The organism is Halalkalibacter sp. HAAS-P013, from assembly GCF_056619925.1.
In genome coordinates this window covers 89,517-107,751 of record NZ_JBWQTU010000012.1, presented here as the reverse complement: position 1 = coordinate 107,751, position 18,235 = coordinate 89,517, and the positions used below count along the sequence as shown (strand labels likewise).

19 protein-coding genes, 1 pseudogene and 2 riboswitches are annotated in these 18,235 nt (G+C 39.4%); of the genes and pseudogenes, 19 read left to right on the top strand and 1 reads right to left on the bottom strand.

The annotated features are described in order from the left end of the window. The first annotated feature begins 5 nt into the window (after window positions 1-5). From AC1FXP_RS16360 to csrA, 7 genes are all read left to right on the top strand, one after another. Window positions 6-500 (top strand): flagellar protein FlgN, encoded by a 495-nt coding sequence (locus tag AC1FXP_RS16360; protein ID WP_480063082.1) that lies wholly within the window; start codon window positions 6-8, stop codon window positions 498-500. A gap of 26 nt (window positions 501-526) precedes the next feature. Further along, complete coding sequence (gene flgK / locus AC1FXP_RS16355; RefSeq protein WP_480063081.1) at window positions 527-2,104, top strand: flagellar hook-associated protein FlgK; 1,578 nt, start codon at window positions 527-529, stop codon at window positions 2,102-2,104. A gap of 16 nt (window positions 2,105-2,120) precedes the next feature. Continuing rightward, entirely contained in the window at window positions 2,121-2,993 is an 873-nt protein-coding gene (gene flgL / locus AC1FXP_RS16350) for a flagellar hook-associated protein FlgL (protein WP_480063080.1), read from the top strand. Between the two features lie 20 nt (window positions 2,994-3,013). Then, window positions 3,014-3,595 (top strand): DUF6470 family protein, encoded by a 582-nt coding sequence (locus AC1FXP_RS16345; RefSeq protein WP_480063079.1) that lies wholly within the window; start codon window positions 3,014-3,016, stop codon window positions 3,593-3,595. A 308-nt stretch (window positions 3,596-3,903) separates the two neighbouring features. Next, window positions 3,904-4,269 carry a hypothetical protein gene (locus AC1FXP_RS16340; protein ID WP_480063078.1) on the top strand — a complete coding sequence of 122 codons (366 nt, stop codon included), beginning with the start codon at window positions 3,904-3,906 and terminating at the stop codon, window positions 4,267-4,269. Window positions 4,270-4,412: 143 nt separating this feature from the next. Next, window positions 4,413-4,862, top strand: a complete 450-nt coding sequence (gene fliW / locus AC1FXP_RS16335; protein WP_480063186.1) for a flagellar assembly protein FliW — start codon at window positions 4,413-4,415, stop codon at window positions 4,860-4,862. Beyond that, a complete protein-coding gene (gene csrA, locus AC1FXP_RS16330) occupies window positions 4,863-5,087 on the top strand; it encodes a carbon storage regulator CsrA (protein WP_480063077.1) in 225 nt (74 codons plus the stop codon). Window positions 5,088-5,137: 50 nt separating this feature from the next. On the opposite strand, the gene AC1FXP_RS16325 is transcribed toward csrA, so the two are convergent. After that, a complete protein-coding gene (locus tag AC1FXP_RS16325) occupies window positions 5,138-5,476 on the bottom strand; it encodes a DUF192 domain-containing protein (RefSeq protein WP_480063076.1) in 339 nt (112 codons plus the stop codon). Window positions 5,477-5,711: 235 nt separating this feature from the next. Further along, window positions 5,712-5,794: riboswitch (cyclic di-GMP riboswitch) on the top strand. A gap of 83 nt (window positions 5,795-5,877) precedes the next feature. Between AC1FXP_RS16325 and AC1FXP_RS16320 the strand changes: the two genes are divergently transcribed. The 12 genes and pseudogenes from AC1FXP_RS16320 to AC1FXP_RS16265 form a co-directional block, all read left to right on the top strand. Next, window positions 5,878-6,051: a Flp family type IVb pilin gene (locus AC1FXP_RS16320; protein ID WP_480063075.1), complete on the top strand. Its 174-nt coding sequence runs from the start codon at window positions 5,878-5,880 to the stop codon at window positions 6,049-6,051. A 92-nt stretch (window positions 6,052-6,143) separates the two neighbouring features. After that, window positions 6,144-6,635, top strand: a complete 492-nt coding sequence (locus AC1FXP_RS16315) for an A24 family peptidase (RefSeq protein WP_480063074.1) — start codon at window positions 6,144-6,146, stop codon at window positions 6,633-6,635. Further along, window positions 6,632-7,009, top strand: a complete 378-nt coding sequence (locus AC1FXP_RS16310) for a TadE/TadG family type IV pilus assembly protein (RefSeq protein ID WP_480063073.1) — start codon at window positions 6,632-6,634, stop codon at window positions 7,007-7,009. The genes AC1FXP_RS16315 and AC1FXP_RS16310 overlap by 4 nt, the downstream gene beginning before the upstream one ends. A gap of 2 nt (window positions 7,010-7,011) precedes the next feature. After that, on the top strand, window positions 7,012-7,917 hold the full coding sequence (locus AC1FXP_RS16305; RefSeq protein ID WP_480063072.1) for a pilus assembly protein TadG-related protein: 906 nt from the start codon (window positions 7,012-7,014) through the stop codon (window positions 7,915-7,917). A 17-nt stretch (window positions 7,918-7,934) separates the two neighbouring features. Continuing rightward, on the top strand, window positions 7,935-8,483 hold the full coding sequence (cpaB, locus tag AC1FXP_RS16300) for a Flp pilus assembly protein CpaB (RefSeq protein ID WP_480063071.1): 549 nt from the start codon (window positions 7,935-7,937) through the stop codon (window positions 8,481-8,483). Further along, window positions 8,480-9,667 (top strand): CpaE/TadZ family protein, encoded by a 1,188-nt coding sequence (locus AC1FXP_RS16295; protein ID WP_480063070.1) that lies wholly within the window; start codon window positions 8,480-8,482, stop codon window positions 9,665-9,667. Before cpaB ends, AC1FXP_RS16295 begins: the two co-directional genes overlap by 4 nt. A gap of 12 nt (window positions 9,668-9,679) precedes the next feature. Continuing rightward, window positions 9,680-11,032 carry a TadA family conjugal transfer-associated ATPase gene (locus AC1FXP_RS16290; protein WP_480063069.1) on the top strand — a complete coding sequence of 451 codons (1,353 nt, stop codon included), beginning with the start codon at window positions 9,680-9,682 and terminating at the stop codon, window positions 11,030-11,032. Window positions 11,033-11,034: 2 nt separating this feature from the next. Beyond that, window positions 11,035-11,997, top strand: a complete 963-nt coding sequence (locus AC1FXP_RS16285) for a type II secretion system F family protein (RefSeq protein WP_480063068.1) — start codon at window positions 11,035-11,037, stop codon at window positions 11,995-11,997. Window positions 11,998-12,135: 138 nt separating this feature from the next. Further along, on the top strand, window positions 12,136-12,933 hold the full coding sequence (locus tag AC1FXP_RS16280; protein ID WP_480063067.1) for a type II secretion system F family protein: 798 nt from the start codon (window positions 12,136-12,138) through the stop codon (window positions 12,931-12,933). A gap of 146 nt (window positions 12,934-13,079) precedes the next feature. After that, window positions 13,080-14,855 (top strand): LysM peptidoglycan-binding domain-containing protein, encoded by a 1,776-nt coding sequence (locus tag AC1FXP_RS16275; protein ID WP_480063066.1) that lies wholly within the window; start codon window positions 13,080-13,082, stop codon window positions 14,853-14,855. A 226-nt stretch (window positions 14,856-15,081) separates the two neighbouring features. Then, complete coding sequence (locus tag AC1FXP_RS16270; RefSeq protein ID WP_480063065.1) at window positions 15,082-17,577, top strand: sensor domain-containing protein; 2,496 nt, start codon at window positions 15,082-15,084, stop codon at window positions 17,575-17,577. A gap of 278 nt (window positions 17,578-17,855) precedes the next feature. After that, window positions 17,856-17,942, top strand: a riboswitch (cyclic di-GMP riboswitch). A gap of 11 nt (window positions 17,943-17,953) precedes the next feature. Then, window positions 17,954-18,235: pseudogene (locus AC1FXP_RS16265) on the top strand (PP2C family protein-serine/threonine phosphatase); the annotation flags it as partial.

Sequence of the window (18,235 nt, the reverse complement as noted above, 5' to 3'; positions counted from 1 at the left end):
ATGGGATGTCTGCTGCAGCAATTGCTCAATTAATTGAGCGTTTAATTGAGATACATGAAGGGTTAATCGACCTTGCAGAGCAAAAAGTCGAACCAATTAAAAAAGGCGATATGCCAGCCCTTGAGAAACTTGTTCGGGAAGAATCCAAGCTTGCTAATAAGTTGCAGACGACCGAGATGCTTCGCACAAAGGTTGTACGGACATTTTTGCTAGAAAAGGGAGAGGTAACAGAAAACGCGACGTTATCAGACGTGAAGAAGCATGTAACAGAAGCGGAACAGAAGCATTTCGATGAACTTCAAAAGAAGCTAGTTGACTATGTCATGACATTAAAAGATCAAAATGAATTGAACCAGTCACTTATTGAAGAATCGTTGCGGTTTGTGAATCTTTCCCTTGATTTAATGATTCCGCATAAAGAGGATGTAAGTTATAACCCACGAGCGAGAGAAGATCGACCATTTGAAGGTAGTCATTCCCTCTTTGATTCAAAAGCATAGGAGATTAGAAACCGGAGGAGCAACACATGCGATCAACATTTCATGGATTAGAAACGGCAAAACGCGCAATGATGACTCAGCAAAGTGCCCTGCATACGACAGGTCATAATATCGCCAATGCTAATACACCTGGCTATACAAGACAACGGGTCAATTTCACTCAAACAGAACCATACCCATCGATTGGTATGAATGCACCACGTATTCCAGGCCACCTTGGGACAGGGGTTCAAGCAGGTTCGATTCAGCGTGTTCGGGAGGCGTTCCTTGATGTTCAATACCGAAATGAAAATAACAAAGTAGGCTATTGGGATGCGCGCTATCATGCGTTAGAGAAGATGGAAGATATTATAAACGAACCTTCTGAACAAGGATTAAGCAGGCAGATTGATATGTTTTGGACGGCTCTTCAAGATTTATCTGTAGATCCAGAAGACGCTGGGGCTCGCTCAGTCGTGCGCCAGCGAGCTGTAGCAGTTGCTGAGACATTTAATTTCCTTCATAGTTCGTTAACGACGATTCAAGCTGATTACAAAAATGAAATAAGCGTAACAGAAAATGAAGTAAACGCCATCTTGCATCGGTTAGAAAATGTGAACACACAAATACGCGAAACCGAACCTCATGGTTATGTGACAAATGACTTGTACGATGAACAAGACCGACTTCTTGATCAATTGTCAAAGATTATAAATATTAAAGTAGAACGCGAAAAAAGTGGGGGACAACCGAATCCAGCTGCAGAGGGAGTTGTGACGGTTTGGCTTGTGAATGATCAAGGGCAGGCAATCAATGATATCAAACTAGTTGACGGTAAGGGGATCGAACGAGAAAAGAAAGTAGATATTTCATTTGGAGAAGATGGAACGTATGTGAAAGGCTTTCGAGTTATAGATGCGGACTTTGAAGGGGATGTTGAATCAGTTCCGAATCTTTTAGACGTCATGCCGCGTGGTGAAATGAAAGCTTTAATTGAAGCGTATGGATATGGACCAGATGCGGAAAATGTCCAAGGGATTTACCCTGAAATGTTACGAGATTTAGATGAAATGGCTTTTGTCTTTGTTAATGAAATAAATCAGATACACAGCAGTGGGTATACTCTTGCAACGGCAACAGAAGAAGCGAAACAAGGCGTTCTTTTATTTGACCTTGGGGATACAACAGAGACGGGTGTGGGCGCAGCAAGACAGCTGAAATTGCATGCTGACATCCACCTGTCATTAAATAATATTGCAGCAGCAACAGGCAGTGCAGACGGGGTATTTTCTGGAGATGGTACGAATGCAAAACGTCTTGCTGATGCAAAGGACGCGCTTCTATCATTCCGTGGCGATACGGGTACGGTTAGTAGTTTTTATCAAGGTGTCATTGGACAAATGGCTGTAGATACATCAGAAGCTCAGCGTATGCTAAGAAGCAATGAGTCTTTACGAGATAGTGTTGATTATCGTAGACAATCTGTTAGTAACGTATCACTAGATGAAGAAATGACGATGATGATTCAATTTCAACATGCGTACAATGCAGCAGCAAGAAATATTACGATGGTCGATGAAATGCTAGACCGGATCATTAACGGCATGGGTGTAGTCGGCAGGTAAGGATAGGTGAAAATAGATGCGAGTAACACAAATGATGCTATCTCAAAGCTCATTGCGGCATATTAACCAAGGCTATGATCGCTTAGCGACGATTCAAGATCAACTAGCAAGCGGGAAAAAAATAACCCGTGCGTCTCAAGATCCTGTTGTAGCCATGAAGGGGATGCGATACCGAAGTCAAGTAACAGAAGTCGAGCAATTTAAGCGAAACCTTGCAGAAGCATATAACTGGATGGACACGACAGATTCAGCCTTAGATCAAGGAACGCAAGCGTTAGCGCGTATTCGTGAACTAGCAACACAAGCGGCTAATGATTCCTATACACCTGAAGAGCGAGCAAATATTGCCAAGGAAGTAACACAGCTACGTGAACACCTTGAGTCGATTGCTAACTCTAAAAATAGCAACAAATACATTTTTAACGGAATGAATACGACAACGGCTCCTGTACAAGACGGATTAGTGACAACAAATGGACAGCCAGTAGAAATTGAGTTAATGAAAGGCGTGACTGTTCAAGTTAATGTGAATCCTGGAAGTGTATTTACGAACGAGCTATTTAATGATATTAAGGCACTAGAGGCAGCACTTGCAGGTGAAACGAGTAGCGGGAGTGACTTGTCTGGTTTTATTGATACCATCTATGGTCATGTGAATAATTTTGTTGCTGAGCGAGCAGAGCTTGGGGCTAGAGTAAATCGTGTTGAAATGATGGAAAATCGATTAATGGAACAAGAAGTGATTGCTAAGCGCATTATGTCTAATAATGAAGATGCGGAAATGGAAGAAGTGATTATTAATTTGATGACACAAGAAAGTGTACATCGTGCCGCATTATCAGCTGGGGCAAGAATTATCCAGCCAACGTTAATGGACTTCTTACGTTAATCAGAGAGGAGCAGAGTAGGATGAGGCTACCTTCATTACACATACAACAAACGGATGCCTTAACTGGACTCCGCTCCAATCGACCTGGACTTCACATTAGACAACAAAGTCCAGATCTACACATAACCCAAGAGCATCATGGACTGATTGAAATAAGCAAAACAGCTGCTGTGATGCATATTGATCAAACAGAAGCATTTGCTGATGCCAATCTAGTACCTGCACTAAGGCAAAATAAAGAATATTTAGCTAGTGGCAAAAGTAAAGCCGCTCAGTTTATTTCCCGAACTGTGCAGCAAGGCGATCAAATGATGCGAATTGAAAATGGAACAGGTGCTCTTGCTAGAATTTCTAAGGTGAACAGCGAACCCCCTGAGAAACAAGCGACTCTTGGATATATGCCTCTGTCCATGGACAGAGTGAAGTTTCATTTTCAACCGAGTGATGTCTCTGTACAGGCAAATTACAAGCCAGTTGGAATTCAAGTTGATCGCAAGGAAATACAGATTGACATTCCGAAATGGCAAACAGAAACGTACGTAAAGCAAAAAAATCAAATGTCTTTTCAAGTTGTTGGTGGCAATGTGAATATGGCGTTGTAGAGAAGTCGCTCTGCGAGGCCACGGAAAAGGTCAAAACCGTACCTTTTTCAGTGGCCTACGCACTGCGGCTTTTTTGTTGTTCAGGTAATTAAAAAGCGAACCAAACACATGGCTTTTAAACAAAACCGTCCTGTGGATTTGTTTCATTATTAAGGAAATAAGTAACACCTTTCCCGGGAAATCGACAAAGGAATTGGGGAATAATGGCTTAATATAAGAGCGGAAGTAAGACTGACTTTACAATTTCCCGTCTTCGACATAAACTGATAGAGAGATTAGTGCTCAATAATAATTTGGAGGTGGATGTGATGGAAAAGGAAATCTTAACTCTTTTAAAACAAATGAATGAGAAGATGGACAAGCAGTTTGAACAGATCGATGTTAGGTTTGGTAGGCTTGAAGAAAAGTTAGACAATGTAGATCAGAGATTAGATAGAGTCGAAGAACGATTAGATAGGGTAGAAACTCGTCTCAACCAACATGAACGACTTTTAGAATCTTTGATTAAAATGACTGCTCAAAACACAGAAGACATCACAGCACTCCGAACAGAAACGAATGAACGTTTTGACAAGCTAGAGCTCTCCTACTATAAAATGACTGCTGACATTAACCTCCTATTCCAAGAAACCCAAACAAACAAGCGTGATATTGCATTATTAAAAAATCAATAAGAATCCGCTCCCCACTACGCAAGCTGTTTGTGGGGAATTTTTTTGTTGAGAAACAGCTATTAATTACGTAGAAGAATGACGAATTGTGTTATGGTACAATGAAGCTAATAATAACTAGTACAGATGGAATGAGTGAGGATACGATGAAACTAGAAACGAAATATCAAGGTCAAATTGAAGTAAACGAAGAAAGAGTCATTACGTTTGAAAAAGGGATTCCCGCTTTTGAAAGCGAGACCTCTTTTGTGCTTCTTCCTTTTGAAGAAGGAACGCCTTTTTTTGTCCTGCAATCAACGAAAACAGCAGAAGTTGCCTTCATCTTGATTAGTCCGTTTGAATTTGTCCCTGGTTATCAAGTGAAGCTACCTAACTCCACTCTTGAAACACTTGAGATTGAAAGGTCAGAAGATGTAGCAACATTTGTTATGCTTACGGTAAAAGAGCCGTTTAACGATACAACAGCGAATCTTCAAGCACCAGTCATCATTAATACGAACAAACAAAAAGGGAAACAACTGCTTATGAGTGACAGTCATTATCAAACGAAGCATGCTATTTTTAAAGAGCCTGTAGCAGCGAAGGGGGAAAAGTAAATGCTTGTTCTCTCTAGAAAAATAAAAGAAGCGATTCAAATTGGTGATGACATTGAGCTGAAAATCATTGCCATTGAAGGCGATCAAGTAAAGATCGGAATAGATGCCCCGAGACATGTCGAAATACATCGTAAGGAAGTATACTTGGCGATTCAGGAAGAGAATAGTGCGGCAGCGCAGACGGTTTCAGTGGATGTGTTGAAGGGGTTTTTGAAAGGGAAATGATATGCAAGTAAGCTAGCTATCCTACACAGGAATAGCTAGCTTTTTCTATGTTAAAACACAATGGCATCTCCTCTTTGAAGTGAGTAGGTGGATATCGTGCCAGCAGGTAACTCTAACACAGAAGTTGCCTGTTTTATGGGGAAGATCATCGTCCATGGCTGGACTTTTTCTTTTAAATGGACAATTTGTTTCTTGTCATTTAAAAAAACAACATCAATGGGAAAGAACATAAAAAACATATGAATCGAATTACAAGGTGCAAGGAGGATTCCTTCGTTCACAATTGGCTTAATACGAAACATCAAGCCTTTTAACCTTTTATAGAAGGTCTCATATTTCATAATGGTAATTGGCGTTTGAATAGTTTTATTTTCAGAAATGATTTTCATAGCAAAGCACGACCTTTTTTCGAACTTAAAAAGCTGGATATATTAGATATTTATGGAATGGTAGGAATATTTTAGAGAAAAACAGGCAATATGTTAGGTTTTTGATAAGGTTATTACCAAAATAATGTAATAGATGAAGAATTTTGTCATTGTTGATCAGACTAAGCAGATGTATTATCAAATTACAAACAGCGCCGTAATTTTACATAATGTTACACAGTTGATTGTAGACAAATAATGAAAAGGGCAAACCAGTGGAAACGTTGGGACGCAAAACTATAGGGGCTTTTATCTTAGATATGCCAGCCAGTTGCCGGAAATAGTAACTTACATACTATTCTTCGGGGAGTAGTATTTTTTTATGCAGTTATACAAAAAACATTTTTAGGGGGACTCACATTATGATGAGCAAAGTTATGAAGTTTTTTAAAGAAGAAGAAGGACAAGGTATGACTGAGTATGGTTTGATTTTGGGGGTTATTGCTATTGGAGTAGTTGCGGTTTTAGGGTTCTTCCGTGATGATCTAATAGAGGTATTTGATGCTGTTAGAGGTTCATTATTTGGTGAAGATTAAATAGTTTTAAAACGACTTAACTAAATTAAAAAGCCTACTTTTAGGAGCATTTGTTCCATGAGAAGTAGGCTTTTTTTTCGAGGTGATACACAATGACATTATTTATCTTATTCCTAGCCCTAGGCATTTCCCTATTCACAGACATCAAAAATCGTAAAATCCTTAACATCGTAACCCTCCCAGCGATGCTATTAGGGTTGATCCTTAACACCATCATTTACGGCTGGGAAGGTCTTCTACTAAGTTTCCTAGGTCTACTAATTGGCTTCTGTTTACTCGTCATCCCTTACGCATTAGGAGGTATGGCAGCAGGTGATGTGAAACTTCTTATGGCAATTGGAGCGCTGCAAGGACCAGCTTTTGTCTTCGGATCTTTCTTATATACAGCTATATTTGGCGGAATCATTGCTCTCATTATATTAGTAACAAAAAAGGAATTACTAAGTTCATTAAAGCGCATTCTCTTCACCCTTCGTTTAAAAACATTGGATGGATTAAATAAAGATGAAATGCACCATGCCTTTCCATATGGTGTTGCGATCGTGTTGGGGACTGTGTGCTATTCGGGAGTGAATTTGCTGTGATTCGGTCAGAAAAGGGTCAAGCAGTTGTTGAATTAGCATTAACCCTCACGATCCTTGTTTTTTTGATATTTGGGATTATCGATTTTGGACGGATTTTCCATGCGTATTTGACACTTGAGCATGCTAGTCGGGAAGGGGCTAGAGTAGCTAGTGTTGGTGGGACAAATGCGGAAGTGGTATTACGCATTAAAGAAGCGTCGCCTTCATTACGCGCTGAAAATATAACCATTGCGCCCATTACAACAAGCCGGACACGAGGTTCGTATGTAACGATAGATCTATCATATCCTATTTCCTTTTCGATTCCTTTATTCAGAAGTGTGTTACCTGACCCTCTTACAGTTAGATCCAAAACGGTGATGAGGGTGGAATGAGGATGAAGAGGTTTCTTAAGCAGGAAGAGGGAGCGGTCATTGTTTTAGTTGCATTATGTATGACGATGTTTATAGGCTTTATGGCATTAGTTATTGATATGGGGTCTCTTTATCTTGAAAAAAGTAGACTTCAAAAGATTGCAGATGCTGCCGTGCTAGCTGCGGCTCAAGAACTCCCCGAAAATCGTGATAAATCAATGGAGATAGCTCGACAAACAATTCTGATGAATAATGGAGAGCCAGCCCATTTTCAAACGAGCATTAATCAAAGTAACTCCTTAGTTGAAGTAATCGGAAGCCAAAAAGGAACGTTGTTTTTTGCTAAAGCACTTGGAATCAAAGAGCCATTGATTCAAGCGAGTGCGGCTGTCCAGCTTCAGCCACTTTCGTCGGGGAAAGGTGCCATTCCATTAGGCGTTCAACCTTCTATGGATTTGTCCTTCGGTGCAGTTCAAACGTTAAAAGTAAGCGATTCTGCAAGCGGAAACTTTGGAGCAATCGCGCTGACAGGGACTGGTGCTAGAAACTACGAAACCGACCTAAGAAATGGGTATGAGTTTGAACTAAAAGTAGGAACAGTTCTCGGTACGCAAACGGGGAATTTAGCTGGTCCAACAAGGGATGCGGTCACGCCACGAATTGCAGCTTGCCCGAATGCAACGTATTTGGATTACCCGCCAGGCTGTCAAAGAGTTGTCTTAATACCAATCTTTGAACCAGTACAAGCAGATCAAAACCAAATTAAACAAGTTCGCGTCCTTGGGTTTGCATCATTTTTTATTGAAAGTGTGGCCTCGACAAATCAGGGAGCTGAAGTAACAGGACGATTTATTCAATTTGCTCATTCTGGGGAGTCTTCTCAAGGTCAAACGAACTACGGAACATTTGGTTATAAACTTATTCAATAAATGAAGGTGAGACATAAATGAGTACGAAAAAAATATGGATGCTTGCAATTATTTTTGGAATGATGATGTCGATCCTTTTCTTTATTGTCATTTCCTATAATGACAATACGAATCAAGTTGCAACAGCAACAAGCCTCGAAAGTGAAGAGGGAGAGGAAACAGAAGAGGAAGTTCAGCAAACGATTGAAATCGAAAAAGGAAAAAGGGCGATTTCGATTGCTGTTAATGAGGTACAGAGTGTTTCTGGATTTGTTAGACCGGGGTCTTTTATTGATTTAGTCGCGGTTTTGCCGACACCAGTTGGGGAAGAAACAACATCACAAATTTTACTTAACAATGTCAAAGTACTAGCTGTAGGGAAAACGTTTGTTGATGAATATAGTGAGAACCATGATTCGTATCAAATGGTGACTCTTCAAGTGAGTCCAGAAGACGGAGCTGCTCTTGCCTTTGCTTTAGAATCTGGGGTCTTTACACTCATGCTACGAGGGGAAGAAGATAACGAGCTCTCACCACGTGTCAACATATCCTTAGAGCAATTGAAAAAAGGAAAGATGTCAAAATGAGAGTAAACTATTATATCCTTTCTGAAAAACGAATGTATTCGACGGCAGTGAAAATGATGCTCGATGATTTGAAAAAGGTCAATAAGATTTATGATCATGTATCTGAGTTGAAAATAGATCTTGCCAATTCAAAAGGAACGGTTGTCATCATTGGTCCTAATACGGTTTTTGATCCGTATGAAGTGTGTCAAGGTTTGTCTCGACTGTTTCCATTAACAGCAGTGCTTTTATTACTAAACAAAGACGACATTGACTACAAAAAAGCAATGTTTTCAGGAGCTGTTGATGTACTTGATATTGAAAGTGATGAAGCTGAAGTCATTGAGTCGATCAAAAAGGCTGAGAAAGTGATCGGTATAAAAGTAGTGAGTGACCCAAATAAAGATGAGCAGAAAGAGGCAAAGATCATTACGGTTTGCAGCACAAAAGGCGGAGTTGGAAAGACGACGATCAGTGTGAATTTGGCGGCTGCTTTAAGTAAGCATAACTTAAAAGTAGCGGTTATAGATTTGGACTTGCAATTTGGAGATGTCGCTCTTTTGTTTGATCAGCTGCCAAGTCAATCAATTTACGATTGGGTCAAACAGTCGTATGAAAATGGTGACAAGTCCTTTGGTAATTATGTTTTGAAACATAAAACAGGAATAGATCTTGTTGCAGCTCCTGACTTGCCAGAATTTTCCGAGCTCATTGCTGGTGAACATATTGCTTATTTAATTGAAGCAATGAAAAAAGAGTATGACATTGTCATTATTGACACCCCGCCTGCCTTTGTTGAAACGAGTTTAGTCGCGTTAGAAAGCTCAGATTTGATTTTACTTATTGCATCGCTTGATTTGCCGGCGCTAAAAAACGGAAAGCTAGCGATCGAAACGTTAGATTTATTAGGATTAAAAGAAAAGATTCACATTTTATTAAATCGTGATTCGGAAATGGAAGGCATGACTAAGGAGTTGATTGAGGACGTGTTAGGCCTTGAGGTTAATGGAAGAATTCCAAGTGACTATCGTACGGTCATTTCTTCGATTAATAATGGAGAGCCATTTGTTTTAAAAGCGACAAGAACCCCTGTAGCAAAAGCAATCATGAAGCTAGCTGAACAAGTACTAGACACATTCGCTCAAGGGGAAAAAGTGATCAAAGTAAAGAAGAAAAAAGGACTGTTTTTCCGCAAGAAAAAATAGGGGGAGATTTACTTGTCATTATTAAAACGTTTAAATGAAAAAACTCTCTCTTCTTCAGCAACTGAAGGAAGGCAAGATTCATCCACTCCTCAAAAAAGGGAAGGGACAAGACCAAAGGATTCTGATTTGAAGATCGCTTTACAAACTCACTTAATCTCAGAGCTGAAAAAGAAGCCAGACCTGACAGATAAGGAGCAAAAAGAGTTAATCGAAGTGGAAGCGATGAAATTTTTCAATGAAAAAAATGATCGGCTCTCATTTGAAGGAAAAAAAGAACTAACGGATACTGTCACCCATGAATTAATTGGATACGGCCCTATTACAGCTTTGTTAAATGATCCCGAGGTATCAGAAATCATGGTAAACGGTCCTTATCAGATTTATGTTGAGAAAAAAGGGAAGTTAGTGCTGAGTGATTATTATTTTCGAGATAATGATCATATTTTACAGGTGATTGAGAAAATTGTATCGCCGCTTGGGAGAAGAATTGACGAAAGCAGTCCGATGGTGGATGCGCGTCTTCCTGATGGATCAAGGGTAAATGCGATTATTCCCCCATTATCATTAGTAGGTCCGACGATTACGATCCGAAAATTCCCGCAGAATCGCCTGCAAATTGCAGATTTAGTCGGTTTTCAGTCGTTAACAGACGAGATGGCACAATTTTTAGATGCGTGTGTTAAGGCACGGTTGAACATCTTCATTAGTGGAGGTACAGGGAGTGGGAAAACGAGTCTCTTAAATGTCCTGTCTTCGTTTATTCCGGATGATGAACGAATCGTGACGATTGAAGATGCTGCAGAGCTTCAATTGGGTCAAGACCACGTTGTTTCCTTGGAAACGAGACCCCCGAACATTGAAGGAAAAGGGGCAGTGACGATTCGCGACTTAGTAAAAAACTCATTACGAATGCGTCCAGACAGAGTTGTCATCGGTGAGGTTCGTAGTGGAGAAGCACTAGACATGCTCCAAGCAATGAACACAGGACACGACGGTTCCTTAGCAACAGGACACTCCAACTCACCAAGAGAGATGCTCTCGCGCCTTGAAACGATGGTTCTCATGGCAGGGATGGATTTGCCGATTCGAGCAATTCGAGAGCAAATTGCTGGTGCGGTTGATCTAATTATCCAACAGTCGAGGTTGAAAGATGGCAGCCGTAAAGTCGTGAAAATTACTGAGGTCATTGGGATGGAAGGCGAGACGATTGTTTTGCAAGATTTATTTATATTTAATCAAACAGGGACGACAGTAGAAGGAAAAGTTATTGGGAGCCATGTTTCTACGGGGATTCGCCCATATTGTTCGGAGAAGTTGGAGCGGTATGGCTATGAAGTGCCTGCAGAATGGTTTAATGGTGAATAACGATGGCCATTATTATCGTTTTTCTGCTGTCAACCGTTAGCTTTGGCTTTGTCTGGTCGTATTACTTTAATAAGCAGCAAAAAGTAAAGAAAAGGCTTCACCGGTTTATTCCAACCGATGTAAAAAAGGCAGCTCCTGAAAAAGTACCAAAATCAGGTAAAAAAGTTACTTTGAATAGCTTTATTCGCAAGCTTTCCAAAAACATCAAAACGACAGATACAAAACGAAACCACCTCGAAATGGAACTAGAAAGCGCAGGACTCCCATTAAAGGTAGAAGAGTTTATTACGATCAGAGTCGTTATTTTTGGCTTTGTCTTCTGTCTGACATTGCTGATGGGGATCCAATTGCTTCTTGCAATTATATTGGGCTTACTAGGATGGAAACTGCCGTCTATTTATTTGAAAAAGAAAAAAAGTGCCAGAGTCGCAGCATCGGCAGCTCAATTGCCACAAGTGTTAGAAATCATGGCAAATTCAATGAAATCTGGCTTTAGTTTTATGCAGGCGATGCAGTTAGTGTCGAAGGAAATGCCCGATCCCATTGGTGTTGAATTTCAACGCACAATTAAAGAAATTAATCTAGGGGTATCGACTGAAACTGCTTTTGAAAACTTATTACAACGATTGCCTAATAAAGATTTAGAAATTGTTGTAACAGCGGTACTTATTCAGCGTTCTACAGGTGGGAATTTGGCTACCATTCTAGAAACAATCCAAGAAACGATAACTGAGCGTGTCCGGATGAAAGATGAACTTAAGGCCCTTACTTCTCAAGGTAGAATGTCAGCATTAGTCATAACATTATTACCTGTTATTCTCGGGCTGCTTTTAAATGTCATGAATCCTGATTATTTCAGTCCGATGTTCAGGCATCCTTTAGGATGGGTGCTGTTAGGTGGAGGAATTTTCTCTGGACTATTAGGGTGGATTTTTATTCAAAAGGTAGTAACAATTGAGGTGTAACCGATGTTGATGTTATTGTTATGGATGTTTTCATTTGTATTTTTTACATGTATTGGTTTTTTGTTGATGCATAGAATTCACAAAAACAGATTGATTATGCAACGAAGAGTGGCTCCTTATCTCACTAAAGGGACGGATTTGAGTCGGCCAAAAGAAGAGGAAGACCGGAAAAATCAAACGTTTTATGCAAGACTGGTGAAACCATTGTTGGTAAAAGTACAAACCATCATTATAGGAAGACTGCCCAAGCACAAAATGGCACAAATTGAGAAAAGGCTCCAAGCAGCAGGATATCCACTTGGTATGTCAGCGGGCGATTTTGTTTTGCTTCATCTCTTTCTTCCGGTAACGTTATTTATCCTATTTCTCCTTTTGTTTGTACCAGTAGCAGAGGAGACAGCAAAAGTCGTTATCCTCTCAGCCATTGTCGCTATTTTTACGTATAGTTATTCGAACTACTATTTAGCAGCAAAGAGCAAGCAACGAACAAAGTTGATTGATAAAGCAATGCCTGACTTTTTTGATATGTTAAATGTCTCAATTGAAGCAGGAATGGGATTAGACGGAGCATTAAAGAAAGTATGTAGTCAAATGGATAGCCCTCTTTCTCAAGAGTTTCTGTCGAGCTTAGAGGATATGAAGCTTGGGAAGTCAAGAAAACAAGCGTTTATCGAACTAAGAGATCGTGTCCCTTCAGACTTTTTCAAAAGTGTGATGAGTTCTATCATTCAAGCCGATCAAATGGGGATTGGAATGAGCAAGGTGCTACGGACTCAGACTGTGCGAATAAGAGAAAAGCAACGGTTCAGTGCAAAAGAGCAGGCAATGAAAGCTCCAGTTAAGATGCTAATACCTATGGTTTTATTTATTTTTCCTACTTTGTTTATTGTTCTGATTGGGCCAGTCATTGTGAATTTAGTTATGCAATTTATGTAATGAAACCTCCAATCTATTTTGGAGGTTTTTTCGTACAATGGACGGTTCTTTCTTATTCAGCGACTCTGCTTTGAAACTTCTTGTTTTAATAAAAAAAACTCAAAAGGAAACTCTACTCGTGTAATAGTTAAAAATGAGGTGAAGAAATGTCTTTATTTGACCATCATCAACTCAAAGAAGAAAACGGTGAATTAGTCGTTTATTTATATGTAAATCCTGCTACTGTTGAATTTTCTAAAGAGCTAGGAGAAGTGCAACTGAAAGATCACTCAGAGGTTCGGGAAGAGGCAGAGCGTTACGTTATTACCCACTCATTGTTTAGAGTGAAAACAGTCAAAGTAGTTGTCGGTTCATTTATCGTAGTATCTTTTTTATTTTCAGATATCAATTCGAAAGCGGAAGCCTCCACCACTAATGCTGTCGTGGCAACAAGTCAAATTGAAAGTTATCCGACTTTATTTATAAATGGTCAACGCATTACTCAACTTCAACAGCCTGCCATATTAATGAATAGAACGATCTATGTACCATTACGAGAAATTACCGAAACTCTAGGGGGGACGATTTGGCGAGATACGAAAACGAATACAACGGGGATAGAAATTAACGGGACAACGATTTCTTTTGTTGTTGGTTCCAATTCAGCTCGAGTCAACGGCCAAGTCGTTCCGATGACGAATTCAATCATCTTAAATGGGCGAACGATGATTCCTGTAAGATTCTTAGGAGACAGCTTAGGCATGACAATCGAGCGAGATGCAAGAACGAACACTGTTGGTTTGTCAGAGAAATCTTCGCAAACGGGAAATTCTTCCACCTATACAGTTGTTGCGGGGGACACACTATCTACAATAGCGAGCCGTTTTAATACAACGGTAGCGACATTAAGACAGGCTAATAATCTAACCTCCGATGTTATTTTTGTAGGCCAAGTCCTAACGGTTACGGAAACGTCATCTCCTAGCAGCACTCAGCCAACGAGTACACCAACTACTTATACGGTTGTAGCAGGAGATACCTTATCAGGGATAGCTAGCCGATTTAATACAACGGCGGCAGCATTAAGACAAGCTAATAATCTAACCTCGGATATGATTTTTGTGGGGCAAGTGATGACGATTAACGGAACATCAACTCCAAGTAACAGTCAACCAACGAGTACTACAACTTATACGGTTGTGGCAGGGGACACACTATTTTTAATAGCAAATCGGTTTAATACAACGGTTACCGCCTTACGCCAAGCGAATAACTTAACATCTGATACGATTCGAGTTGGACAGGTCCTAACCATTCCAGGTGCTGGGGCGACACCATCTAACAACCAAGCCGTAACAAAGACGGAAACGACTCATACTGTACGTTCAGGTGATACAATGTGGGGAATTAGTCAGCAATATGGGATACCATTTAATGAGCTTTTATCTTTTAATAACATGACTGATCGAAATACATTAACAGTAGGTCAAATCATTAGAGTACCCGTTTATCATGTACCAATTAGACCTGTTGTGAGTGAGCGGCATGGGGAACTGTTAGATTGGTGGACAGAGGCGAGATATGTCTTTTCAACAGGGAAAGTTGCAACGATTACGGACTTTGATACAGGACGTACTTTTCAAGTTAGGCATACAATGGGTGGAAACCATGCCGACAGTGAACCATTAACGGCAAGAGACGCGCAAATTATGAGGGAGATATGGGGTGGCAGTTACACCTGGACACCAAGAGCCATCATTGTTGAAGTGGATGGTAGAAAATTAGCAGCAGCCATGCACTCTTTCCCACACGGAGACCAGGTGATAAGGGACAATAACTATAATGGACATTTTTGTATTCATTTCTTGAATAGTCAGCGCCATAATGATGGGCAAGTTCAGGAGTCTATGCAAACGCAAGTGAGGAGAGCGGCTGGGAGGTAAATGCAGATGAAATATAGGTCGGGAACATTTGTTGTTTTATAATAAATGATGGGGATATTTACCTATCAATTGTTAAGATTATACAAAATAAAACTATTAGTTAAAGAAGTTATGATAAAAAAACAAAAAAATGCTTCCGAATTACAAAATTCGACAAAGTTAATTGTTATTTTCCTGTAAAATGGTTAATAAGATTTGTGACTAATAGACTATATAGGGTGGTTTTATGATTTCACTACAAAACTTTTTCGATACGTCAGCATCCTCCGTTGATCTTGAAGCACTTGAAATATATAAAACAATTCTTACTCATAGTACGGATATAACGTTTATTTTAGATCTTAATGGAACGTTATTATCTACAAACAGTAAGATGGAACAAACGATTGGTTTTAAGGCAAATGAACTACAAAACCAATCATTTTTAACATTCCTGCCAAAGGGTGAGCCAGTTAAGTTTTATACAGCATTGTCAACCATTAGAAAAGGGAATCCGATCACAATTACGTTTGCACTTCAACATAGGGACGGACACTTCATTGATTTAGATATTACGGCGATTCCAATTAAACACGATAATAAAATTACTGGTGTGATTGGAATAGGAAGAAATATGACGAAAGAAAAACAGCAAGAACGTGAATTAATGAAAATTCAAGAAAATCTTAATCACGTGCAAATGATCGGGAACACGGGCAGTTGGGACTATGACGTGATTGAAGATGAAGCATATTGGTCAAAACAGATGTACCGTATTTTTGGAATGCAAGAAGATTCCTCTTTTGTACCAACATATAACAGTTTTTTAACATTTATCCATCTGAATGACCGTGAACGCTTTGTTCGTTTCTTAGAAAAATCATTACAAAATGGAGAAAGCTTTCAAATAGAGTTTAGCATTGTAAGACCCGACGGGAATAAGAGGGTCCTAAACCAGCAAGCTGATGTTATTTTAGATGAAAACGGGAACTCAGTTCGCCTTATTGGAACGATCCAAGATATAACGACACAGCGGCGGACAGAGGAATTGTTAAAAACGAGTGAGGAACAAAAGAATTTCATATTTAACAATCTTGAAGTGGCTATCTGGTCTGTAGAGGTTGCAACGAATAGAGTGCTGTACTGTACAAAAGGATTTGAAGATATATTTGGTTATCCTCGGCATGTAGTTGAAAACGCACGAGATTTCTGGCTCAAAATCATTCATCCAGATGATATTCAAGCTGCGAGGAACAATCAAAATGTCCTCACGGAAGGCAAGGATATTAAACACCAATATCGAATCATTCATGCCTCTGGAAAAGTTAAGTGGATATCGGACCATACAATTCCTGTTTTAGATGAAGAAGGAAACCTCATTCGATTAGATGGGATTATTTCAGATATATCGGATCAAAAATTTGCTGAAGAGAAAATGAGTTATTTGGCCCACCATGATCATTTAACGAAGCTTCCAAACAGCAGGATGTTTGACCAAGTCCTTCGCAATAACCTTGTTCAAGCAAAAGAGAAGAACATGCAGTTTGCCATTTTGTATTTGAACTTGGACCGCTTTAAGAAAATTAACGATACACTTGGACACCTAGTTGGAGATGAATTGTTAATAGAGGTTTCAAGACGGTTAAAGTCATTGATGTTAAAAGAGGGCATCGCTGCTCGGATGGCGGGGGATGAAATTGCGGTTATTTTAGCAGAAATAAAATCAGTAGCAAAGGTAAGAGAGTTTGCCAATGATATCCTTCAAACTATGCTTAATCCTTTTCAAATAAAGGGTTTCGAGCTTTATATGACAACTAGTATAGGAGTGAGTATCTACCCTGAACATGGTGAGACAGCAGATGTCCTTATGAACAATTCAAAGGCTGCCGTTAATCGAGCAAAACAACTAGGGAAAAATAACGTTCAATTATTTAGTAACGCAATAACGGGGCAGTCTTCTAATCATTATTTGTTAGAAACAGATATGAGGAAAGCGTTAGTAAACAATGAGTTTGAAGTGTACTATCAACCACGTGTCTGTACAAAAACAGGGAAGATTCTTAGTGCTGAAGCGTTAATAAGATGGAGCCACCCAGAGTTAGGCTTTTTACCTCCTAGAGAATTTATTCCATTAGCTGAAGAGAATGGGTTAATATCGGAAATCGGCGACTGGGTTGCTAAAACAGTCTGTAAGCATTTGAAGGCGTGGCAAGAAGAACAGATACAGGTTACACCGATATCAATTAATATTTCAGCAAAAGGATTCTTAAGAAATAACATAATTTCGAAGTTTAAGAGTCTCATGGCTGTATCAGAAATAAGCACGCAACTTTTAGAATTGGAAATAACAGAAAGCTACTATATGTTGAACATGGAAAAGGTCGTACAGGACCTTGCTGAACTAAGAAGTATCGGCATTAAAGTAGCGTTAGACGATTTTGGTACTGGTTTTTCATCTTTAACACAATTGAAAGAGTTAAAAATTGATACGTTAAAAATCGATCGGTCTTTTATCAAACATATCGTCGAAAAGAAGCAAGATGAAGTGATTGTATCGGCGGTTATCGAACTTGCCCACGGGCTGGGTATTCAGGTCGTGGCTGAAGGTGTTGAAACAAAAGAACAATTAGCTTTATTAAAAGAAAAAGGCTGTGACCAAATACAAGGATACTTGTTTAGTAAGCCAATACGAGCAACAGAGTTTCAAAGGTTGTTAGAAAAAGGGATTATCGATCTTTCATGACGGATTAGTGATCATAATTGCTTTTCGTAGGTAACGGGGAGATATTATTTTTAAAAAAAGTCTGCCCTTTCTTATTTCCTCGGTACTATCAAAGAAATTCTATCAGGTCTTATTGAGATACGATGGAGCCCCTAATTTCTTTAATTAGTAAATTACCAAAATAGGAACATACTCCCACTGAAGTTAAACTAAAAAGGATTGAATGAGAGTACAAGGTGATATACGGACAGTAAACAACAAAGAGACAAGCCAAGATATAAACAATAATGAAGATAAACCTTCGATACTGGCAAACTTATTGAAAGATAAGGGCGCAAAGCTACGGGTCTAAGGCTGTGAACAGCTAAGATCGCCGGGTTAAGTTTATCAAGAAGAAACGATAAAATTAAACAACAATGATACGGTATTTTTCTATACAGATGGCATTATCGAAGCACAAAACGAAGCTGGCGAGCAATATCAGCTCGAGCGTTTAACAAATACGTTAGCGAAACATCAAGATAATGGTGTAGGGGAAATTGAAAAAAGTGTGATTGAATCTGTCCATGCATTTATAGGTGAAGCAGTACAAAGGGATGATATCACAACGGTTGTTTTGAAACTATCATATGAAAAATCAAATATTACTAGCTTAAATTCACCAGTATTAAATGTATAG